Here is a 19,900-nt window from a genome sequence, read left to right on the forward strand (position 1 = left end):
AACCGTTCTCGCTTGCGGCCGAAGCCCTGTGTTTAAAGTGTGTGATTCACACATCGGATCGAGTCCCCAACCCCATGGCCTGGCGGGCAAACCAGCGCTTGGCGGCGGGCAGCAGGTCGAGGCCGAGCAACCCGACGTTACGCCCGGTGGCAACCGCCGACCGGGAGCTGCCGAACAGGCGTGTCACCTTGTCGGAGAAGCCCACGGTCAATTGCTGATCCTGACGCTGACGCTCACGGTAGAGCTGCAGAGTCGACAACTCACCGGGCGGCGCGGCGCTGTCCAGCAGCGTCCCGGCCAGTGCATCGGCGTCACGCAAGGACAGATTGAACCCCTGCCCGGCGACCGGATGCAGGCTGTGCGCCGCATTACCCAGAATCACCAGATGCGAACGCACCTGCTCTTCGGCCTCGATCAGCGCCAGGGGGTAGACATGCCGTGCACCGACCTGACGCAGCGTGCCCAGGCGATAGCCAAACACGCCCTGCAGCTCTTCCAGAAAACTGCGGTCGTCCAGCTCGGCCAGGCGCTGGGTATCGTTGCCCGGACGCGTCCAGACCAGCGCACAGCGGTTTTCCGGCAATGGCAGCAGCGCCATCGGCCCGTCCTCGGTGAAACGTTCGAACGCCTGCCCGCAGTGAGCTTCGCTCGGCGTGATATTGGCAATCAGCGCATGCTGATCGTAGGGCCGTTGCCGCACCCCGATACCCAACTGCTCGCGCAGACTGGAGCGGCCGCCGTCGGCCAGCACCGCCAGGTCACAGTCCAGCTCGCTGTCGTCACTCAGGCTCAGGCGATAACCGTCGGCCAATGGCTGCATGTGTTTGACCTCGGCCGGCACACGCCAACTGACCACATCACGATCCAGCCCGGCCCACAGAGCCTGACCGAGCCAAGCGTTTTCGACTACGTAGCCGAGCGCCGGAACGCCCTCTTCAATCGCAGACAGGCGAGTGGCGCCGAAGCGACCACGGTCCGACACCTGGATTTGCAGAATCGGCTCGGCGCGTCGGGAAATCTGCTGCCACAGGCCAAGCCGCTCATAGATGCGTCGCGAGCCGAACGACAGTGCCGAAGAACGCGCATCGTAACTGGGCTGCCAGGCCTCACCCGGCGCGAAGGGTTCGATGAGCACGATTTTCCAGCCGCGCGCCTTGGCACCGGCCTGCAGCGACAACGCAAGGCTTGCACCGACCAGCCCGCCGCCGACGATGGCGATATTGAAGCGGCTCATGCGACCTGTTCCTGTGCAGCCGCCATCAGCGCCTCGATCTCGGCGACGGTCTTGGGCACGCCGCCGGACAGAATTTCACACCCCTGCCTGGTCACAACCACGTCATCCTCGATTCGCACACCAATACCTCGCCATTTCTTCGCGACTTCCAGGTTGTCGGGGGATATGTAAATCCCGGGTTCAACGGTCAGCGTCATGCCGACCTCCAGTACGCGCCACTCGCCGCCGACCTTGTATTCGCCTACGTCGTGCACATCCATGCCCAGCCAGTGCCCGGCACGGTGCATGTAAAACATTTTGTAGGCTTCGCTTTCGATCAGCTCGCCAACGTCGCCGCGCAGCAGGCCCAGTTCGACCAGCCCGGCGGTAATGACCTTGACCGTCGCCTCATGTGCCTGGTTCCAGTGCTTGTCGGGGCCGATGGCCTCGAAGGCCGCATGCTGGGCCTTGAGCACCAGCTCGTAAATGGCTTTCTGCTCGGGGGAAAACCTGCCGTTCACCGGAAAGGTACGGGTGATGTCGCTGGCATAGCAGTCGATTTCGCAGCCGGCGTCGATCAACACCAGATCACCGTCCCTGAGCACCGCGTCGTTCTGCTGATAATGCAGGATGCAACCGTTGCGCCCCGAGGCAACGATCGAGCCGTAGGCAGGCATCTTCGAACCGCCCTTGCGAAACTCGTAGTCCAGTTCGGCTTCCAGGCTGAACTCGTGCAGCCCGGCGCGGCAGGCCTGCATCGCACGCACGTGAGCCCGCGCCGAAATATCTGCCGCGCAACGCATGACTTTGATTTCCGCAGCGGACTTGTACAGGCGCATGTCGTGCAGCAGATGGTCCAGCGCCACGAACTCCTTGGGCGGCTCGGCACCGAGGTGCGCTTTGGAGCGAATCACGTTGATCCAGTCCATCAGGTGCCGGTCGAATTCGGGATTGCTGCCCATCGCCGAATACACCCGATCCCGGCCTTCGATCAGGCCGGGCAGGATTTCATCGATGTCATTGATGGGAAACGCATCGTCTGCACCGTACTCACGGATCGCGCCTTCCTGGCCTGCGCGCAGACCTTCCCACAGCTCGCGCTCGGGATTGCGCTCGCGGCAGAACAAGACGTACTCGCCGTATTCACGACCGGGGATCAGCACCACCACCGCTTCCGGCTCGGGAAAGCCGCTCAGGTACTGAAAGTCACTGTCCTGCCGGTAGACGTGCTCGACGTCACGATTGCGGATGGCAACCGCAGCGGCCGGCAGAATGGCAATGCTGTCCGGCTCCATCTGAGCCATCAGAGCCTTGCGGCGGCGGGCGTATTCGGACTTAGGGATCTGAATCATGGGCAGCAGCGTCCTGATGGAGTCCACCGGCTCGCGCTATGGCACGCGCAGGCCGGTGTCGCAGTGATCGGCTATCAGTGCAGTGAAGGCTTGGGTTGCGGCGCGGACGGCTCGTTGAATTCAGTGAACAGCAGCAGCGGCGCTACGCGCATGTACTCCATGACTTCCATGTAGTCGGTTTCGCCGTCTTCGGACTCTTCCAGCGCGTCCTGAACCTGCGCAATCGCCGCCAGATCCTCAAGAACGGCCTTGGCCTCTGTACCCAGCGGCTTGTCACCGATGTTCAGACCGAAGCCTGTCAAAAATCCCTGACACCATTGGCCCAGCGCAGCAGCGCGCTCGGTCAGTGGTTCGTCGTCGCCCGGCAGCAACAGCACAACGGTCATGTCGTCGCCGGTGAGCTCGCCCTTGACCATCTCTTGCAGACCGATGAGCGCCTGACGGATATTGTCTTGCGGCTCGGTTTCCAGCAGTTGCGACGCGTCGGCGAACCAGCCTTCGTTGTCGAAACCGGCAGCTGCGCAACTGCGCCCCAGCAACAGGCCATGCAGCTCGGCAGGAGATACCTGGTGACCGCCACTGTTGAGCAGAGTGGCGAACGCTTTGTACGGAGAATTCTGAATGGGCATGGGTAGCTAGTCGCCAAACGGCGCAATGTCTAGAATGAAGGCCTTGTATCCTAGACTATCCGCGCGACAAGATCACCCGGACGGTGGTTCGAGCTTGAGCACAAGCATCGCTCCCCCTGCCATTCATCAGAAAGTATTCAGTGGAAAACAATGGAAGACACCGACCTGCAAGCGCTGATGAAACGTGTGGAGCTGCTCCTGAAGTATGCCGAGCAACTTAAAGGCCAAAACGCACTCTTATTAGCTCAGGAAAAGACCTGGCGCGAGGAACGTGCCCAACTGATTGAAAAAAACGAAATCGCCCGGCAGAAGGTCGAGTCAATGATTTCGCGCCTTAAAGCCCTGGAGCAAGACTCATGAGCAATGGCAACAGCGTTACCGTTCAGATCCTGGACAAGGAATATTCGATCATCTGCCCTCAGGAAGAGCGCACCAACCTGGTCAGCGCCGCCCGCTACCTGGATGGCAAGATGCGTGAAATCCGCAGCAGCGGTAAAGTTATCGGCGCCGATCGCATCGCCGTGATGGCCGCTCTCAACATCACTCACGATCTGCTGCACAAGGAACATCTGCCTGACGTACAGACCAGCGGTTCAACCCGCGAACAGGTCCGCGATCTGCTCGACAAGGTCGATCTGGTGCTGGCGACAGACACGCCCGGCACACCGGATTCAACTCGGGGCTGATTATTGCGGGGCATTTCTGTATACTCGCGCTGCTCCCTGGAGTGCTTGCCAGTCGGTCATGTCCCTGAGCCGATACGCACAACCACGGGGGTTGCACGTTGGGGTTGGTGTGCATGTCCGCTCGACGGAAAGCCTTAAAACCTCCTGCAATCTCCACCTTGAACTTTCGGGTTCAAGGGCTAAACCGACAGCGGTTCGTCGGGGAGTCCATATTCGGTCAGTTGCCAGCCCCGTTGTCTGGCAACGACGACCCCGCTCAAGCTTCAACCTCCTTTCCGGATCAGCCTGCATGACCTCCTGCTCATGATCAGCGCCCAGTCACTTACACGTCCGCAATTGCGCCGCCAGCTACGCAAGGCACGCAAAGCCTTGAGCCGCAGCCAGCAACGCGAAGCCGCACGGGATATTTACCGTCAACTGGCGCAGCACCCACTGTTTCGACGTGCCCGACATGTTTCGCTGTACCTGCCGATGGATGGCGAGATCGACCCGCGGCTGTTGCTGCGCGAAGCCCAGCGCCGCGGCAAGGCAACCTATCTGCCAGTGCTCAACGCATGGCCGCGCACCCGCATGGTTTTTCAGCGCGTGCGTCCCGGCGAGACATTCATCCCCAACCGTTTCCGCATCCCCGAGCCGCGCATTGACCGGGCAAAACAGCGCACTATATGGGCGCTCGACCTGATTCTGATGCCGTTGGTAGGTTTCGATGACGAAGGCGGTCGCCTGGGCATGGGCGGAGGTTTCTACGACCGCAGCCTGGCGTACCTGGCGCGCAGAAAGACCTGGCGCAAACCGGTGTTACTGGGACTGGCTCACGAGTGTCAGAAAGTCGATCGACTGGCGCAGGCCAGTTGGGATGTACCGCTGCAAGGCACGGTATCGGATAAAGGCTGGTATGTGACGCAGACACTCTGATCGTTCAGCCAACAGGGCAATCAACGATCAGAGTACAAGCAGGGCTCAATGCCTGCCGGGGACTTTTTGCTGCTGCTGAGTGATCTCGACTGGAGCGTCATCCTTGGTGGACCACAAGCTTTGTGCATAACCGGTTGTCACGACACCCAAGCCAAACAAAATAACCAGAATCCAGAGTAAATCAGGCTTGCGTTTCATTGACTGCCCTCCTTAGGCAAATCAATACGATGTCAGCATCGGTTTTTATATAGGCCGTGCAGCAGCGTGGAACTTTAAAGGGCGGCATTTTGCGGTAACGTGAACCAGTACGCAAATAGTGGCGCGAACCGATTGTCGGTTTGTCATCAAGCCACTCGAAATACCGTGAACTTTTTGTCTGTGGAGTGAGCACAATGGCCTATTGGCTGATGAAGTCCGAGCCTGATGAATTCTCGATCAGCGACCTGCAACGACTGGGCAACGCTCGCTGGGACGGGGTGCGCAACTATCAGGCGCGTAATTTTCTGAGAGCCATGACCGAGGGCGACGAGTTCTTTTTCTACCACTCCAGTTGCCCGGAGCCGGGAATCGCCGGCATCGCTAAAATCGCCAGGTCAGCCTATCCGGACCCTACCGCACTGGACCCCGAGAGCCACTATCACGACGCCAAGGCCACAGAGGAAAAGAATCCGTGGAGTGCCATCGACGTCGAGTTCGTGGAGAACTTCAAGCGCGTGCTGGGGCTGGGCTATCTCAAGCAACAAAGCCAGCTGGAGCAACTGCCTCTGGTACAGAAAGGCAGCCGGCTCTCGGTGATGCCGGTCACCGCCGAGCAATGGGCGGCGATACTGGCACTGCGCTGACGGACGTTATTGAACGATGAAGTTATTGAACAGCAGGTCTTCGACAATCGGCTTGCCTTCTTCATCGTTCATAACGCGCTGAACCTGCTTGAGTGCCTCCTGACGAATGTTTTCCTTCGCTTCGGCGCTGCTCATGGAATCAACGGTCTGCTGAGTGAACAGCGAAACCAGTTGATTGCGGATCAGTGCATCATTGCGCTTCACGGCGGCCTCGGCGTCGGCACCGGTCACACGCAAGGAAATGTCAGCCTTGTAGACACGCAGCTTGGGGCCGCCATCGAGCGCGTAGTTACCCACGAACGGAGGCGTCAGCGAGACATAAGCCGCCTTGGGCGCACCACCTTCTTCCTTGGCTTCCTCTTGCGCCATGACAGGCAATGACAAGGCCAGCAACATCAGAATCCACGCTTTCACAGTTCACTCCTTAATACGGTTTGCCACGTAGCTTACAGCTTATGTGTGCTTATCAGGCAGGGCCATGCTTGTTGACCCGGGAACCCGCTTAACTGACTTTATCGGCCATTACCGGAAAAGGAATAGCCCGATGAAAGCCCTGTTATGCAAAGCCTTCGGCCCTGCCAGCACACTGGTGCTCGAAGACGTCCCCGGCCCCGCGATCAAAAAGAACGAAATTCTGCTTGAAGTGCGCGCCGCCGGGGTCAACTTTCCCGACACCTTGATCATCGAGGGCAAATACCAGTTCAAGCCCCCCTTCCCGTTCTCACCGGGTGGTGAGGCCGCAGGCGTGATAGCCGCCGTCGGGGAAAACGTCAGCCACCTGAAACCCGGAGACCGTGTCATGGCGCTCACCGGCTGGGGCAGCTTTGCCGAACAGGTCGCCGTTCCCCACTACAACGTACTGCCGATTCCGCAGGGCATGGACTTCACCACGGCGGCCGCATTCAGCATGACCTACGGCACCTCCATGCACGCGCTCAAACAACGCGCCAACCTGCAAGCGGGAGAAACCCTGCTGGTGCTCGGCGCATCCGGCGGCGTCGGCCTGGCCGCCGTGGAAATTGGCAAAGCCCTCGGCGCCCGCGTCATCGCCGCCGCCAGTAGCGCGGAAAAACTTGAAGTCGCCAAAAACGCAGGCGCAGACGAACTGATCAATTACAGCGAAACCAGCCTCAAGGACGAAGTAAAACGTCTCACCAACGGCAACGGCGCCGACGTGATCTACGACCCGGTCGGCGGCGACCTTTTCGACCAGGCCATCCGCGCCATCGCCTGGAACGGTCGCCTGCTGGTCGTCGGCTTCGCCAGCGGCCGCATTCCGGAACTGCCCGTCAACCTGACCCTGCTCAAGGGCGCCTCGGTGGTCGGCGTGTTCTGGGGCTCGTTTGCGCAGCGACAACCGCAGGACAATGCGGCGAACTTCAAGCAGCTGTTTGCGTGGTTTGAAGAAGGGAAATTGAAGCCGCTGGTGTCGACGGTTTATCCGCTGGAAAGGGCTGGGGAGGCGATTGATTTGTTGGGGGGGCGCAGGGCTGTGGGGAAGGTGGTGGTGTTGGTTGGCAAAGCCTGAAACTCACGCAAATACACGCGAGATTCCCTGACATGGGGATGCGATCCAAGCGAAGCTTCGCTTGCTCGCGAAGGCGTATTCACAGGGCAACAAACATTTTCGTTGCCATGCTCGCTCACGCTTCTCTGGAGACTCCGCGTCCAATCTTGAATGTGCATCATGGAGCGAATGGTGACGCGGAGCCTTACGAAAGGCATTCCCGCTGACGCGTGCGAGACGAGAGATATCCGTCGGCTGTACCGACGTCTTCGTGAGCAAGCTCACTCCCACAAGTACGCGGCACTCACGCTGTCCGTGACTGAAGCTTTGTACGCACCGAGAAGAAATCCTCACACTGCTCGCATAGCCTTCTTTATTAGAAGGTAAACGCGAAAATATATAAACCACTAAGGCAGCATCTTCAAATAATCACAGTGACTTTAGTGCAGGCAGTAAATTTGCGAGCTTACTAAACACTATAAATCAGGAAGTTGGCACATCACCCATACATAATTATGGCTTTTCAGAAAAAAGCCTTTGTTAGCCTATCGCCATACAAAAAAAAGGAAATTGTATGAGCGAAAATAACAGTAACGATGACCCTCCGGAAAAAAACATCCTGGTAGACCGTGGTATTCCAATGCGCCCGGATTCGGATTTATCAAAAAACTTTCATATCGGTGCGGAAAGCAACGGCAGCAATTCCGGTTGGAACATTGGAGTCGTTGGTAGCGGCAATGGACCCAGCACTACCGGCCTAGGCCCAGGCCGCGGTCGCCGAAGAGGTATCACTAATAAACAGCTGAGACGTCTATTAAGGCAACAAGAGGCAGAGGCGCATGCGTTGGCACAGCGGCAAGCAGCAGAACACGCGGCTCATCTCGCAAGACTAGAAGCTGAGGCGCATGCTCGGGCAATGGCGGAAGCCGCCGAGCGAGAGCGCGTTGAAGCGCAGGTGCGCGCACAGGCCGAAAAAGATCAGGCACATCGACAGGCTCTTGAAACGCTGACAGCGTCCTATCCCTCGTTACAATCTGGATTGGCACAAAACTACTTACTGGCTTCTGCATCGCTGCCGAATGATCTTCAAAAAGAGATAGCGTCAGGTCATGATCTAAATGCTGATCCCCCACGCGACGAGCAGACTCTTGAGCTGATACTTCAGAAAAAAACCAGGGTTAACTATTTACTTGCAATCAAACAACCGTTACTGGACGAGCGTCGCACTCAGGCTCTGAGTCTCACCGGTCAAGAGCTTGACCATGCTACACAAAAAGACCACCTGAACTACCTGGTGTACTACAGCCAAGGTGATCCGCCACGTGTGCAGCAGGCCCATGAAGCGTGGGTAAACGCTTTATCTCAAACCTACGAAGCAAAGCTTCTTGCCGAGTCGGTCACGCTGCTCAATGAACAATCAGCAGCGCTTTCCATGCGCCATGCTGAACTGTCGCTGGCCAATAAACCGGCGAGTCAGGAAGCACGACAGGCCGCTGGCATCGACAAGTTGTGGTCAGTTATTACCCCCGCGTCAACCACCACCGCAGCACCAGGCATCAGAACCGTTGCGACCAACATCGCGAAGGATCAACTCATCAGGATTGCGACCAGAACATTGGGCAGCAATCTGGTTACGTTGCTGGCGATGTATCCACAACCGTTGGGCGACGCAGAACTGCCGCCCGCCGTTATCGCCACACCTCTGTCGCAGCTCAACCTGCCGCCGCATATCGATCTGCACTACCTTGCCAGCGTCAAGGGCACGCTGGATGTCCCTCATCGACTGACATCCGATGAAGCTGGCACAAGCGGCGCTACACGCTGGGTAGCTACGGACGGTGTGAAAGTTGGTACCAAGGTTCGCGTAAGAACTTTCACCTATAACGCACAGAACAATTCCTACGAGTTTATCCGTGACGGGGAATCGACACCGGCACTGATATGGACGCCAATAGCACGACCGGCGGACAGCTCGACAAGCTCACCCGCAGGACCACCCGCTTTGCCGGTAAATCCAGGCAACGTGGTAACACCTTTTGTACCCGAGCTTGAAGCTTACCCGGCGATTGATCGAGATGATCCTGATGATTACATTCTCATATCGCCGATTGATTCAGGGCTGCCGAATAGCTACCTGCTGTTCAAGGACCCGAGGTCGATTCCGGGGGTTGCGAGTGGGCATGGCGAGGCGGTGACAGCTACCTGGCTGAGAGGGCCGACGGCAAGCCAACCAGCGCCGATTCCTTCCAGTGTTGCGGAAAAGCTGAGTGGGCGACCATTCGCAAGCTTTGCCAAGTTAAGGGAAGCGATCTGGTTAGAGGTATCAAAAGACCCGGAGTTGAGCGGACATCTTGGAGAGTTAAACCTTCAGGAGCTATCAAACAAACGTGCACCTCGTGCCCCGCTAGCAGATCGAGTCGGCAAGCGCGTGAAATATGAAATCCATCACAAACACCGGGTCAGTGAAGGGGGATCAGTTTATGATCTGGACAACCTTATAATTATGACCCCTAAAGACCACATCCAGACTCACAGGAGTAACCAATGAAACTGAAATCCAAACTGAGCGATTACACCGAAGCTGAGTTCATGGAAATTCTAAGTGAGCTTTTCACTGGCGTAAGCGAAACGAGAGAAGATGCCGAAGAGTACGTGAACAGCCTTGTCGACCACATTACAGAAGTGACAGAGCATCCGGAAAAATCGGACCTCCTGTATTACCCGCTCGAAGGCAGAGAGGATAGCGCCGCAGGGGTTATGAAAGAAATTAAAGAATGGCGAGCTAAAAATGGCAAGCCTGGATTCAAAAGTTAAGTACTCCACAAACTAATAGTTCAAACACTATAAAAAGGAAATCATCCATGGAAGAACTACATCATCACCTACGGCAATTACCTGGTTTTCTGCAAGCCGAGATTGCGGCTTACGTCGGCGACTGGAGCGGGATGAATTATATCGAAATAACCGACAAACACATACAGGCCGTCAACCATCTGATAAATAGTAAACGAGCGCCCCTGCAGCCGATCAATATCGAGTATGCCCATACACTTTGGGGTGACCAGCGCTCAACCAAAGAAGATATGGAAATGAGCGCACACCTACGAACTCTTCCTGGTGACGGCCGTATGGATTTAATTGCCGAAGCCAGATTCTTCATGGAAAGTATCCTGTTCCTAGAGAATTTCAAACGCAGCATCGAAGACTTACTTACTCGGCTATTGGAACTTGGTCGCCAACACGCAGAGCGCATGGCCCAAGAAGCCGCACAACGCCAAGCCGAAGAAGAAGCGCGCGCGCGAGCCGAGGCGGAAGAGGCGGCTCGCCGACTCGCGGAAGAACATGCTGCGCAGCAGCGAGCTATAGAGGCAGCGTTCCAGCTTGCACAGCGTCAGGTCGAAGAAGCCGAGCACGCATTGGCCCTACGCAACGCCGAGGAAGCTCGCGCTAAAGAGGCCGAATCCAACCGAGCGATAGAGATGACGTTCGGGCCTGAGGCGTCGCGAGAAATCGATAATGCGATCAAGGTGCTGAGGGGCACTATCGAAATCGCGATCACCGACTTCTCGAATACGATCAGCGCTCACGGGGCGTTCGATATGAGTCAGCTTGAAGCGATTCAAAATATGAGCGCGACTCACTAACCGCTCACCAACAGTGCGGGGACCAAGGCAATAATGCTTTGGTCCCCGCATTTCGCTAACGCGCCCTCCCTTACAACGCCTTCCTCACATTCTCCGGCAAATAATCAACATACCTGCGCATCGGATTTTTTTGGCATTGAGCGACAATACCCGGCGTCGCTTCCAGCAGCTCAAGAACCAGGGCCTGACGCTCGTCCAGAGTGAGAAACTGCTCTACGACCGGACTGCTCGATAGGTACAGTTCTGTGCGCATCAGCGCATCCGGCTTGACGTCCTTGCGCCATTTGCGTCCCTCGAACATTTCCGTATTCAGCTGCCAGCACAACACCTGCTTCAGCTCGACATTGGCTGTCAGCGGCGGGTTGACATGTGGCCGCCCTGTGAAATTGAACGTGACCGTAACTGCTTCGCCCTCGGGGTGAGAGGCCGGCGGCTGCCAAGGTTCGAAGACCCACTGTTCGACAGCACTTCGGGTCAGGCTGATGAGCCTCGGATCGGGCGCCCCCAGCACTTCCAGGAAGCGCACGCGTCCATCGGCCTGAATGAAAACCCTGATGCTGACACTGCGTTTTACGGAGGAACGAAGCATTGATGTCGGATAGCCCGGCTCAGGCATATGCAACGGCACCGGATACGACGGCAACGCCTGTGCTCCCCCCGCCCAAAGCAACCCTGTAATCATCATGCAACCCAGCACGCGGCTCATTCGCCGCCCTCCGCTTGCTCGGCCAACCCGACCATCAACGCCTTGATCGGCGCTGGCAGATAGTCGCCATACAGACGATCGGGATTGCTTCGGCAATTGCTGACCATCATCGGTATCGCGGCGCCCAGTTGCTCAAGCAAGACCTGGCGTTGCGGCTCGCTACGCAGGTGGGCAACATGGCTGCCGAACAGTGCCTGCCCGGTGTGCCAGAACACGTCGACCTTGCTCAGCGGTTCCTTGGGATAGTACTGGCGGGCGGATTTCACTTCGTCGTTCAGGTAGCCGCAGCGGATGTTGCCCAGGCCCACGGTCACTTCGGTATTGAAGCGCCGATAGCCGTGGGAATCAAAAATGACGGGCACGGTGATCGTGGTCATGGGCGGTGCGCCGACTGTTCCGACCCAGGGTTTATAGCGCCATTGGCGGAGTGCCTGCTCCACTGCTGCGGCGAGCTGCGGATGCCCGCTCTCGATCGCCCTAGCTTCACGAACCTGCCCGTCGGATTTGATCCACAGCTGGGCGCGGACCTTGCCTGCGTAGCGGGTCTTGACCAGCTCAGGCGGAAAAACCGGTGTCGGCGTGTATATCGGCACCAGAAATGGCTCTGCAGCGCCTGCGTGAGGGGCCAGTGATGCGGCAATCATGAACGCGGTCATTCTCATTGTTGTAGGGGCTCATCGTCGTGGTGCACCTCCAGGGCGCAGTGATGACGATGGTAAGAACCTGCCGACATATCAGTCAGCACACGACTTCCGATACGCCTGTAGGACCCATCCCAAATACTTGAAACACCTTTAAACATTTGCGCAATGTTCGTAAAAGAACAGCCGATCGCCTGCATTTCCTACAAGGAATCAGCCCGAAGGCACTGCTTTTTTCTGTAATGAAAATGTAATATTCGCATTCGCAAAAACAACAACAATCAGGAGCTTCTCCATGTTTGGGTTTTTCCGCCCTGCCAGGCATCAGGCACCCCTTCCCGAAGAAAAGGTCGACAGTACCTATCGCCGTCTGCGCTGGCAGATCTTCGCGGGCATCTTTATCGGTTACGCGGGTTACTACCTGCTGCGCAAGAATTTCTCGCTGGCGATGCCGTATCTGATCGACGAAGGCTATACGCGTGGCCAGCTGGGCGTGGCGATGTCTGCCATTGCGATTGCCTACGGCTTGTCGAAATTCCTCATGGGCATCGTTTCGGATCGCTCCAACCCGCGTTACTTCCTGCCGTTCGGCCTGCTGGTCTCTGCGGGGATCATGTTCATCTTCGGCTTCGCGCCGTGGGCGACGTCCAGTGTCACGATCATGTTCGTGCTGCTGTTCATCAATGGCTGGGCACAGGGCATGGGCTGGCCGCCGAGCGGGCGGACGATGGTCCACTGGTGGTCGCAGAAAGAGCGCGGCGGTGTGGTGTCGGTGTGGAACGTGGCGCACAACGTCGGCGGCGGTTTGATCGGCCCACTGTTCCTGCTCGGCATGGGCTGGACCAACGACTGGCATGCGGCGTTTTACGTGCCGGCGGCGGTTGCATTGCTGGTCGCGGTGTTCGCCTTCGCGACCATGCGTGACACACCGCAATCGGTCGGCCTGCCGCCTATCGAGCACTACAAGAACGATTATCCGGAAGGCTACGATGCCAGCCACGAAGAAGAATTCAGCGCCAGGGAAATCTTCATCAAGTACGTGCTGCGCAACAAATTCCTGTGGTACATCGCCATGGCCAACGTGTTCGTTTACCTGCTGCGCTACGGCGTGCTGGACTGGGCACCGACCTATCTGAAAGAAGCCAAGCACTTCACGGTCGACAAGACCTCATGGGCCTATTTCCTCTACGAGTGGGCGGGCATTCCGGGCACGCTGCTGTGCGGCTGGATGTCGGACAAGATCTTCAAGGGCAATCGCGGCCTGACCGGCATGGTGTTCATGCTTCTGGTGACCATCGCCACGCTGGTGTACTGGCTGAACCCTGAAGGCAATCCGACCGTCGACATGATCGCCCTGGTGTCCATCGGCTTCCTGATCTACGGCCCGGTGATGCTGATCGGCCTGCAGGCGCTGGAACTGGCGCCGAAGAAGGCAGCAGGCACGGCGGCAGGTTTTACCGGGCTGTTCGGCTATCTGGGCGGGTCGGTCGCGGCCAGCGCGGCAATGGGCTACACGGTTGACCACTTCGGCTGGGATGGCGGCTTCGTGCTGTTGATCGGCGCGTGCATTCTGGCGATGGTGTTCCTTGCGCCGACGCTGCGGCACAAGCAGGTCGCCAGCACGTCCCGCGACATCAAAGGCTGATCAGGCAGTCTCTGACTTGCAGCGCTTGAGCCGCGCCTCCAGATTCAGGTCTGGCATGGCGTGGCTACGCAGGGCCTTGGCGGTCTGCTCCACGTACTCGCGGGTGGTTCCATAGCGTCCTCTGGCGCTGGCGAGCACCTGGCTCAGCACGCTGTCCGGCAGGTTGCCTGCGTAGCTGGGCAGATGCCGCTCGAGCACGAAGCCCAGCGCCTGCACCTTCCGGCCATCTTCAAGGCGGCAATTGAGCCAGTGCGGGCGATACGAGGGGTACGGCATCTCGCGCTCCCACAAGGCCAGCAGCGATTTTTCCAGGCATTCATCCGGCAGACGATAGGCAAAGCCGGTGCATGAACCGCCACGATCCAGACCAAATACCAGCCCCGGTACTTCAGGCGTGCCACGGTGTTCGTGCGACCAGAGGTAAAGCCCGCGGTGGTAACCGTGCACTCGGGCGCGCTGGCTCTCCACGGCGGTGCACTCGGGACGCCAGATCAGTGAGCCGTAAGCGAACAGCCAGACCGGGCCGCCCTTGTGACGACGCATGGTGGCGTTCATGGATGCGAGCAACTGCTCGCGGGTAAGCTGTGGGCCCATATCGATAACGGGCGGGTACGTCAGGCCAAGGCCGTCATGCACTGCAACGGCCAACTCGTTGATTGGGTTCTCCATTTGCCTCCCTGACAGTCTGACTGTCAGTTTTTACCGAGCCCCGCCGACTCGCTCGTGGTTGAGCGGCATCAGGGTGTCGTGGTTCGGTTGTTGCCACAGGCCAAGGGCCTGCCGTTACTAAAGTTTGCCTGGCGACGAACAGGCGTCGCCATCGGTTGTAATCAGTTAAAGCAATTTACACTCCACTCATGCAGCCGTCAGTCCGGCATTACGGACGCGGTGCGTAGGCGAATACGTCTGCGCGCATCTGATGGGCATCCATTCCGGCGTCGACCAGAGCGTCCAGCGTTCCGTAGATCATCGCTGGAGAGCCGCTGGCGTAGACGTGGACGGCCGACAGGTCCTTGATGTCCTCGCAAACCGCCTCGTGCAGCAGACCGCAACGCCCCTCCCAGCCGCACAGGTCGCTGACAACCTTGTGCAGGAACAGGTTCGGCAGTTTCGCCCACTCATCCCAATGGCTGACCTGGTAGAAATCTTCGGGACGACGCACGCCCCAGTAAAGGTGCACGGGATGACTGAAGCCTGTGGAGCGACAGTGTTCCAACAAACTGTTCATTTGCGCCATGCCCGTACCGGCCGCGATCAGCACCAGCGGCCCGTCCGGCAGCTCTGCAAGGTGGGTGTCGCCAAAGGGCAGCTCGACCCGTGCCATGCGGTTGCGTTGCAGCTGCTCGATCAGACTGCGCGCACTGTCTTCACGAGCCAGCACGTGCAGCTCCAGGTCGCGACCGCTGTGCGGCGCCGATGCGATGGAAAACGCCGACTTCTCGCCGTTCTCGCGCTCGATCATCAGGTACTGCCCGGCGTGATAACGCGGTGGCTTGCCAGCCGGCGCGCGCAGGCCGACCCGCCAGACATCACCACCCACCTCGACACATTCGCTCAACTGGCAGGCAAAGCTGCGCACCGGCAGTTCACCCTTGGCCAGCACGCCATCCCACAGCACCACACACTCAGTCAGCGGCTCGGCCACACAGGTGTGAATTTCGCCGTGATCGAGCGTCTGCCCCGACTGCATCACACGGCCCTCGACCAGCAGAGCCGAACAGACATGGCAGTTGCCATTGCGACAACTCTGCGGGCACTCGTAACCCAGACGCTGTGCAGCATCGAGTATCCGCTCGCCCGGCAGGGTTTCCAGCACCGCACCTGATGGCTGCAAGGTTACGCGCATCAATCTATTCCCAACTGAGTCCAGATTTCATCCACCCGGCGTGTGGTGGCTTCGTCCTTGACGATCGCCCTGCCCCACTCGCGACTGGTCTCACCTGGCCATTTGTTCGTGGCATCCAACCCCATTTTCGATCCCAGGCCGGACACCGGCGAGGCGAAATCGAGGTAATCGATGGGCGTGTTGTCGATCATGACCGTGTCGCGCTTGGGGTCCATGCGCGTGGTGATGGCCCAGATCACGTCATTCCAGTCCCGTGCATTGATATCGTCGTCGGTGACGATCACGAACTTGGTGTACATGAACTGGCGCAAGAACGACCAGACGCCCAGCATCACGCGCTTGGCATGGCCGGGATACTGCTTCTTGATGGTCACCACCGCCATGCGGTACGAGCAACCCTCGGGCGGCAGGTAGAAATCGACGATTTCCGGGAACTGCTTTTGCAGAATCGGCACGAACACTTCGTTCAGCGCGACGCCCAGAATCGCCGGCTCATCAGGCGGACGACCGGTGTAGGTGCTGTGGTAAATCGGCTTGATGCGGTGTGTGATGCGCTCGACGGTCAGCACCGGAAAGCTGTCGACTTCGTTGTAATAGCCGGTGTGATCGCCGTAAGGCCCCTCGTCGGCCATCTCGCCCGGATGAATCACCCCTTCGAGCACGATCTCGGCGCTGGCCGGGACTTGCAGATTGCTGCCACGGCACTTGATCAGCTCGGTGCGCGAGCCACGCAGCAGCCCGGCAAAGGCATATTCGGACAGGCTGTCCGGTACCGGCGTCACCGCACCAAGAATGGTCGCCGGGTCCGCGCCCAGAGCGACGGCGACCGGATAAGGCTCGCCAGGATGCTTGACGCACCAGTCGCGGAAGTCCAGCGCACCACCGCGATGGCTGAGCCAGCGCATGATGATCTTGTTGCGACCGATGACCTGCTGGCGATAGATGCCGAGGTTCTGGCGCTCCTTGTTCGGGCCTTTGGTGACGGTCAGGCCCCAGGTGATCAGCGGCGCGACATCACCCGGCCAGCAGGTCTGTACAGGCAACATGCCGAGGTCGACGTCATCGCCTTCGATGACGACCTCCTGGCACGGTGCATCCTTGACGACCTTTGGCGCCATGGCGATGACCTTGCGGAAGATCGGCAGCTTGGACCAGGCGTCCTTCAAACCCTTGGGTGGCTCAGGCTCTTTGAGAAACGCCAGCAGCTTGCCGATTTCACGCAGCTCACTGACCGCTTCGGCGCCCATGCCCATGGCTACGCGCTCTGGCGTGCCGAACAGGTTGCCCAGCACCGGGATATCAAAACCAACCGGTTTTTCGAACAGCAGGGCCGGGCCCTTGGCACGCAAGGTACGGTCACAGATTTCAGTCATTTCCAGCACAGGCGAGATCGGCATCTGGATGCGTTTCAACTCTCCGCGCTGCTCAAGCTGCTGCACGAAATCCCTAAGATCTTTGAATTTCATTAACCCGGCCATTTATCCAATAGACGCACATCGTACCTGCTCCAGCCCTTCAAGGCAGCTAATCGGCGGCATGCAGGCAAAAAAAATGGTGCCCCGAAGGGCACCATTTTTTGTTTCAGCCTGCCCGTTACTTGCGTTTCATGGACAGGAAGAACTCGTCGTTGGTCTTGGTCTGCTTGAGCTTGTCGATCAGGAACTCGATAGCCGCGACTTCGTCCATCGGGTGCAGCAGCTTGCGCAGAATCCACATGCGCTGCAGCTCGTCATCAGCGGTCAACAGCTCTTCACGGCGTGTGCCGGAGCGGTTGATGTTGATGGCCGGGAACACACGCTTCTCTGCGATCTTACGATCCAGAGGCAGCTCCATGTTGCCAGTACCCTTGAACTCTTCGTAGATCACTTCATCCATCTTCGAACCGGTTTCAACCAGTGCGGTGGCGATGATGGTCAACGAGCCGCCTTCTTCGATGTTACGCGCAGCACCGAAGAAACGCTTTGGCTTCTCGAGTGCATGAGCGTCAACACCACCGGTCAATACCTTGCCGGAGCTCGGGATGACGGTGTTGTAGGCACGAGCCAGACGGGTGATGGAGTCGAGCAGGATAACGACGTCTTTCTTGTGCTCGACCAGGCGCTTGGCCTTTTCGATCACCATTTCGGCAACCTGTACGTGACGGGTTGGCGGTTCGTCGAATGTCGAGGCAACCACTTCGCCGCGCACGGTGCGCTGCATCTCGGTCACTTCTTCCGGGCGCTCGTCGATCAGCAGAACGATCAGATGCACTTCCGGGTTGTTACGCGTGATGTTCGACGCGATGTTCTGCAGCATGATGGTCTTGCCCGCCTTCGGCGGAGCAACGATCAGACCACGCTGGCCTTTACCGATCGGTGCGCACAGATCGATCACACGACCGGTCAGGTCTTCGGTGGAGCCGTTACCGGCTTCCATCTTCATGCGGATCGTCGGGAACAACGGCGTCAGGTTTTCGAACAGAATCTTGTTCTTGGCGTTTTCCGGACGGTCGTAGTTGATCGTGTCGACCTTGAGCAGAGCGAAATAACGCTCGCCTTCCTTGGGTGGACGGATCTTGCCAACGATGGTGTCGCCGGTACGCAGGTTGAAGCGGCGGATCTGGCTGGGGGAGACATAGATGTCATCCGGGCCGGCCAGGTAGGAAGCGTCTGCAGAGCGCAGGAAACCGAAGCCGTCCTGGAGAATCTCCAGCACGCCATCACCGGATATTTCCTCGCCACTTTTGGCGTGCCGTTTGAGCAGGGAGAAAATGACGTCCTGCTTGCGCGAACGGGCCATATTCTCAATGCCAGCCTGTTCGGCCATTTCGAGCAATTCGGTAATCGGCTTTTGCTTGAGTTCAGTCAGGTTCATATGGGGAATGACGTAATCATGTATGGAGGGGGAAATTAAGCTTTTGGCTTAATGAGGCCGCGCCGCAGAGAAGGCGACAGGATCGCGTACTAAATCGAAAGGAGAGCGTCGGCGACGGCTAGCAGGGGGCAACGGAGAAGCCGTTGCGGGGCCGAATGTACCACCTGATTTTCCAGGCGTCTAGTACGACACCCGAAAAAAACCCCGCGATTTGCGGGGCTTTGAAACGCCTCAGATGTTGGCGTCGAGGAACGCAGCCAGCTGCGACTTCGACAGGGCGCCGACTTTGGTCGCTTCAACATTGCCGTTCTTGAACAGCATCAGCGTAGGGATACCGCGAACACCATGCTTGGCAGGAGTGTCCTGGTTTTCATCGATGTTCAACTTGGCAACAGTCAGCTTGCCTTCGTAGGTGCTGGCGATTTCGTCCAGAACCGGGGCAATCATTTTGCAAGGGCCACACCATTCAGCCCAATAGTCAACAAGCACAGGACCCTGAGCCTTGAGTACTTCGGCTTCAAAGGTGGCGTCGGTGACGTGTTTGATAAGGTCGCTACTCATGGAAGTCTCCGAGTTCATAGGCTAAAAACGACGCTCATCATAGCGGGCCTCAGGTGATTCAGGAAGCGAAGGTTCATTGAGTCTGACTATGATGAGCCATGACTGCAGTTATGGCCGGCGTTCAGTTGGCGGGCGAAACGAACACGATACCGGTGCGCAGTGCCGCGCCACGAATATGGTCCTGCATGGCCTTTTGCGCAGGCCCTGACGCATGTCGGGCCAGCGCGCGAAGGATCTTGCGGTGCTCCTGCCAGGTTTCCATGACCCTGGCCGCCCGGATGAACGGCATCTTCTGGCTTTCCAGAAAGATGTCAGCCCCGGCAGTCACGATCCCGAGCATCGCCTGATTGCCGCTGGCGACCAGAATGTGCCGATGAAACTCGAAGTCGAGCCGCGCCGCAGCCTCGAAGTCACCGGCACGCAGCTCCAGGCGCATGGCTTCGACGTTGTCCTCCAGCACATCCCGCTCGTCGGCGGTCAGGGTCACCGCTGCCATTCCCGCAGCAAAACCTTCCAGTGCATAGCGCAACTGAAAGGTGTCGGCCGGGGAAACCTGAGCTTCATAAGGCCAGGAAAAACCACCTGTGCGCTGTTCTGGTTCAGAAATCGACTGCACGAAGACGCCTTTGCCGGGCTGGACACTGACCACTCCGAGTGCGCTGAGCGATGACAAGGCTTCACGCAAGGACGCCCGACTGACCCCCAGCAAAACCGCCAGATCGCGTTGCGACGGCAGGCTCTCGCCGGGCTTGTACCCTTGCTCGGCGATCAATTTGCGAATGGCCCGGAGGGCTGATTCGGGTACTGCGAGTGAAGTGTGCGGCATCACTGTTCAGGCCAGTCAGTCCAGTAAAAATCCC

The 19,900-nt window shown here is 58.3% G+C and carries 22 protein-coding genes and 1 other RNA gene; 10 read left to right on the forward strand and 13 right to left on the reverse strand.

What is annotated here, in order from left to right:
- Window positions 1-46: 46 nt before the first annotated feature.
- The 3 genes from ubiH to LCH65_RS15015 form a co-directional block, all read right to left on the reverse strand.
- Window positions 47-1,234, reverse strand: coding sequence for a 2-octaprenyl-6-methoxyphenyl hydroxylase (gene ubiH, locus LCH65_RS15005; protein WP_003365867.1), 1,188 nt, complete (start codon window positions 1,232-1,234; stop codon window positions 47-49).
- Complete coding sequence (pepP, locus tag LCH65_RS15010) at window positions 1,231-2,565, reverse strand: Xaa-Pro aminopeptidase (protein ID WP_003432287.1); 1,335 nt, start codon at window positions 2,563-2,565, stop codon at window positions 1,231-1,233. Before pepP ends, ubiH begins: the two co-directional genes overlap by 4 nt.
- A gap of 74 nt (window positions 2,566-2,639) precedes the next feature.
- A complete protein-coding gene (locus LCH65_RS15015) occupies window positions 2,640-3,194 on the reverse strand; it encodes a YecA family protein (protein ID WP_003432285.1) in 555 nt (184 codons plus the stop codon).
- A gap of 150 nt (window positions 3,195-3,344) precedes the next feature.
- Between LCH65_RS15015 and LCH65_RS15020 the strand changes: the two genes are divergently transcribed.
- The 4 genes from LCH65_RS15020 (at window position 3,345) to LCH65_RS15035 (ending at window position 4,795) form a co-directional block, all read left to right on the forward strand.
- Window positions 3,345-3,554 carry a TIGR02449 family protein gene (locus tag LCH65_RS15020; protein WP_002551573.1) on the forward strand — a complete coding sequence of 70 codons (210 nt, stop codon included), beginning with the start codon at window positions 3,345-3,347 and terminating at the stop codon, window positions 3,552-3,554.
- Window positions 3,551-3,880: a cell division protein ZapA gene (locus LCH65_RS15025; protein ID WP_003317331.1), complete on the forward strand. Its 330-nt coding sequence runs from the start codon at window positions 3,551-3,553 to the stop codon at window positions 3,878-3,880. Before LCH65_RS15020 ends, LCH65_RS15025 begins: the two co-directional genes overlap by 4 nt.
- Window positions 3,881-3,910: 30 nt before the next feature.
- Window positions 3,911-4,089, forward strand: a non-coding RNA gene (ssrS, locus tag LCH65_RS15030) — 6S RNA.
- A 94-nt stretch (window positions 4,090-4,183) separates the two neighbouring features.
- Entirely contained in the window at window positions 4,184-4,795 is a 612-nt protein-coding gene (locus tag LCH65_RS15035; protein ID WP_003365861.1) for a 5-formyltetrahydrofolate cyclo-ligase, read from the forward strand.
- Window positions 4,796-4,840: 45 nt separating this feature from the next.
- On the opposite strand, the gene LCH65_RS15040 is transcribed toward LCH65_RS15035, so the two are convergent.
- The gene (locus LCH65_RS15040; protein WP_003317333.1) at window positions 4,841-4,993 is read right to left on the reverse strand and encodes a hypothetical protein; all 153 of its coding nucleotides are present in this window, start codon (window positions 4,991-4,993) and stop codon (window positions 4,841-4,843) included.
- A gap of 194 nt (window positions 4,994-5,187) precedes the next feature.
- Between LCH65_RS15040 and LCH65_RS15045 the strand changes: the two genes are divergently transcribed.
- Window positions 5,188-5,637 (forward strand): EVE domain-containing protein, encoded by a 450-nt coding sequence (locus tag LCH65_RS15045; RefSeq protein ID WP_046718820.1) that lies wholly within the window; start codon window positions 5,188-5,190, stop codon window positions 5,635-5,637.
- 6 nt (window positions 5,638-5,643) lie between these two features.
- On the opposite strand, the gene LCH65_RS15050 is transcribed toward LCH65_RS15045, so the two are convergent.
- Window positions 5,644-6,051 carry a flagellar basal body-associated protein FliL gene (locus tag LCH65_RS15050; protein ID WP_003365857.1) on the reverse strand — a complete coding sequence of 136 codons (408 nt, stop codon included), beginning with the start codon at window positions 6,049-6,051 and terminating at the stop codon, window positions 5,644-5,646.
- A gap of 130 nt (window positions 6,052-6,181) precedes the next feature.
- On the opposite strand from LCH65_RS15050, the gene LCH65_RS15055 reads away from it, so the two are divergent.
- From LCH65_RS15055 to LCH65_RS15070, 4 genes are all read left to right on the forward strand, one after another.
- Window positions 6,182-7,165 (forward strand): NADPH:quinone oxidoreductase family protein, encoded by a 984-nt coding sequence (locus LCH65_RS15055; RefSeq protein WP_074806610.1) that lies wholly within the window; start codon window positions 6,182-6,184, stop codon window positions 7,163-7,165.
- An 895-nt stretch (window positions 7,166-8,060) separates the two neighbouring features.
- Complete coding sequence (locus tag LCH65_RS15060; RefSeq protein ID WP_226439656.1) at window positions 8,061-9,692, forward strand: S-type pyocin domain-containing protein; 1,632 nt, start codon at window positions 8,061-8,063, stop codon at window positions 9,690-9,692.
- On the forward strand, window positions 9,689-9,958 hold the full coding sequence (locus tag LCH65_RS15065) for a bacteriocin immunity protein (RefSeq protein WP_010413539.1): 270 nt from the start codon (window positions 9,689-9,691) through the stop codon (window positions 9,956-9,958). The genes LCH65_RS15060 and LCH65_RS15065 overlap by 4 nt, the downstream gene beginning before the upstream one ends.
- A gap of 47 nt (window positions 9,959-10,005) precedes the next feature.
- The gene (locus tag LCH65_RS15070) at window positions 10,006-10,788 is read left to right on the forward strand and encodes a hypothetical protein (RefSeq protein WP_060708539.1); all 783 of its coding nucleotides are present in this window, start codon (window positions 10,006-10,008) and stop codon (window positions 10,786-10,788) included.
- A gap of 70 nt (window positions 10,789-10,858) precedes the next feature.
- Here LCH65_RS15070 and LCH65_RS15075 read toward each other — a convergent pair whose 3' ends face one another.
- A complete protein-coding gene (locus tag LCH65_RS15075) occupies window positions 10,859-11,494 on the reverse strand; it encodes an energy transducer TonB (protein ID WP_024661631.1) in 636 nt (211 codons plus the stop codon).
- Window positions 11,491-12,138 carry an energy transducer TonB gene (locus LCH65_RS15080; protein WP_080480111.1) on the reverse strand — a complete coding sequence of 216 codons (648 nt, stop codon included), beginning with the start codon at window positions 12,136-12,138 and terminating at the stop codon, window positions 11,491-11,493. The genes LCH65_RS15075 and LCH65_RS15080 overlap by 4 nt, the downstream gene beginning before the upstream one ends.
- 292 nt (window positions 12,139-12,430) lie before the next feature.
- On the opposite strand from LCH65_RS15080, the gene glpT reads away from it, so the two are divergent.
- Window positions 12,431-13,780 (forward strand): glycerol-3-phosphate transporter, encoded by a 1,350-nt coding sequence (gene glpT / locus LCH65_RS15085; protein ID WP_054081231.1) that lies wholly within the window; start codon window positions 12,431-12,433, stop codon window positions 13,778-13,780.
- Here the strand turns inward: glpT and LCH65_RS15090 are convergent, their stop codons facing one another.
- The 6 genes from LCH65_RS15090 to LCH65_RS15115 all read right to left on the reverse strand — a co-directional run bounded on the left by LCH65_RS15090 (window position 13,781) and on the right by LCH65_RS15115 (window position 19,866).
- Window positions 13,781-14,449 carry a gamma-glutamylcyclotransferase gene (locus LCH65_RS15090; RefSeq protein ID WP_003365840.1) on the reverse strand — a complete coding sequence of 223 codons (669 nt, stop codon included), beginning with the start codon at window positions 14,447-14,449 and terminating at the stop codon, window positions 13,781-13,783.
- Window positions 14,450-14,657: 208 nt separating this feature from the next.
- Window positions 14,658-15,626, reverse strand: coding sequence for a CDP-6-deoxy-delta-3,4-glucoseen reductase (locus LCH65_RS15095; protein WP_003432257.1), 969 nt, complete (start codon window positions 15,624-15,626; stop codon window positions 14,658-14,660).
- Window positions 15,626-17,092, reverse strand: coding sequence for a 4-hydroxy-3-polyprenylbenzoate decarboxylase (gene ubiD / locus LCH65_RS15100; RefSeq protein WP_003317344.1), 1,467 nt, complete (start codon window positions 17,090-17,092; stop codon window positions 15,626-15,628). Before ubiD ends, LCH65_RS15095 begins: the two co-directional genes overlap by 1 nt.
- 127 nt (window positions 17,093-17,219) lie before the next feature.
- Window positions 17,220-18,479, reverse strand: a complete 1,260-nt coding sequence (gene rho / locus LCH65_RS15105) for a transcription termination factor Rho (RefSeq protein ID WP_002551560.1) — start codon at window positions 18,477-18,479, stop codon at window positions 17,220-17,222.
- A gap of 231 nt (window positions 18,480-18,710) precedes the next feature.
- Window positions 18,711-19,040, reverse strand: coding sequence for a thioredoxin TrxA (gene trxA / locus LCH65_RS15110; RefSeq protein WP_003365837.1), 330 nt, complete (start codon window positions 19,038-19,040; stop codon window positions 18,711-18,713).
- 121 nt (window positions 19,041-19,161) lie between these two features.
- On the reverse strand, window positions 19,162-19,866 hold the full coding sequence (locus LCH65_RS15115; RefSeq protein WP_003365835.1) for a FadR/GntR family transcriptional regulator: 705 nt from the start codon (window positions 19,864-19,866) through the stop codon (window positions 19,162-19,164).
- Between the last annotated feature and the right edge of the window lie 34 nt (window positions 19,867-19,900).

The organism is Pseudomonas sp. MWU16-30316 (genome assembly GCF_020515645.1).
GTDB classification, from domain to species: domain Bacteria; phylum Pseudomonadota; class Gammaproteobacteria; order Pseudomonadales; family Pseudomonadaceae; genus Aquipseudomonas; species Aquipseudomonas cerasi.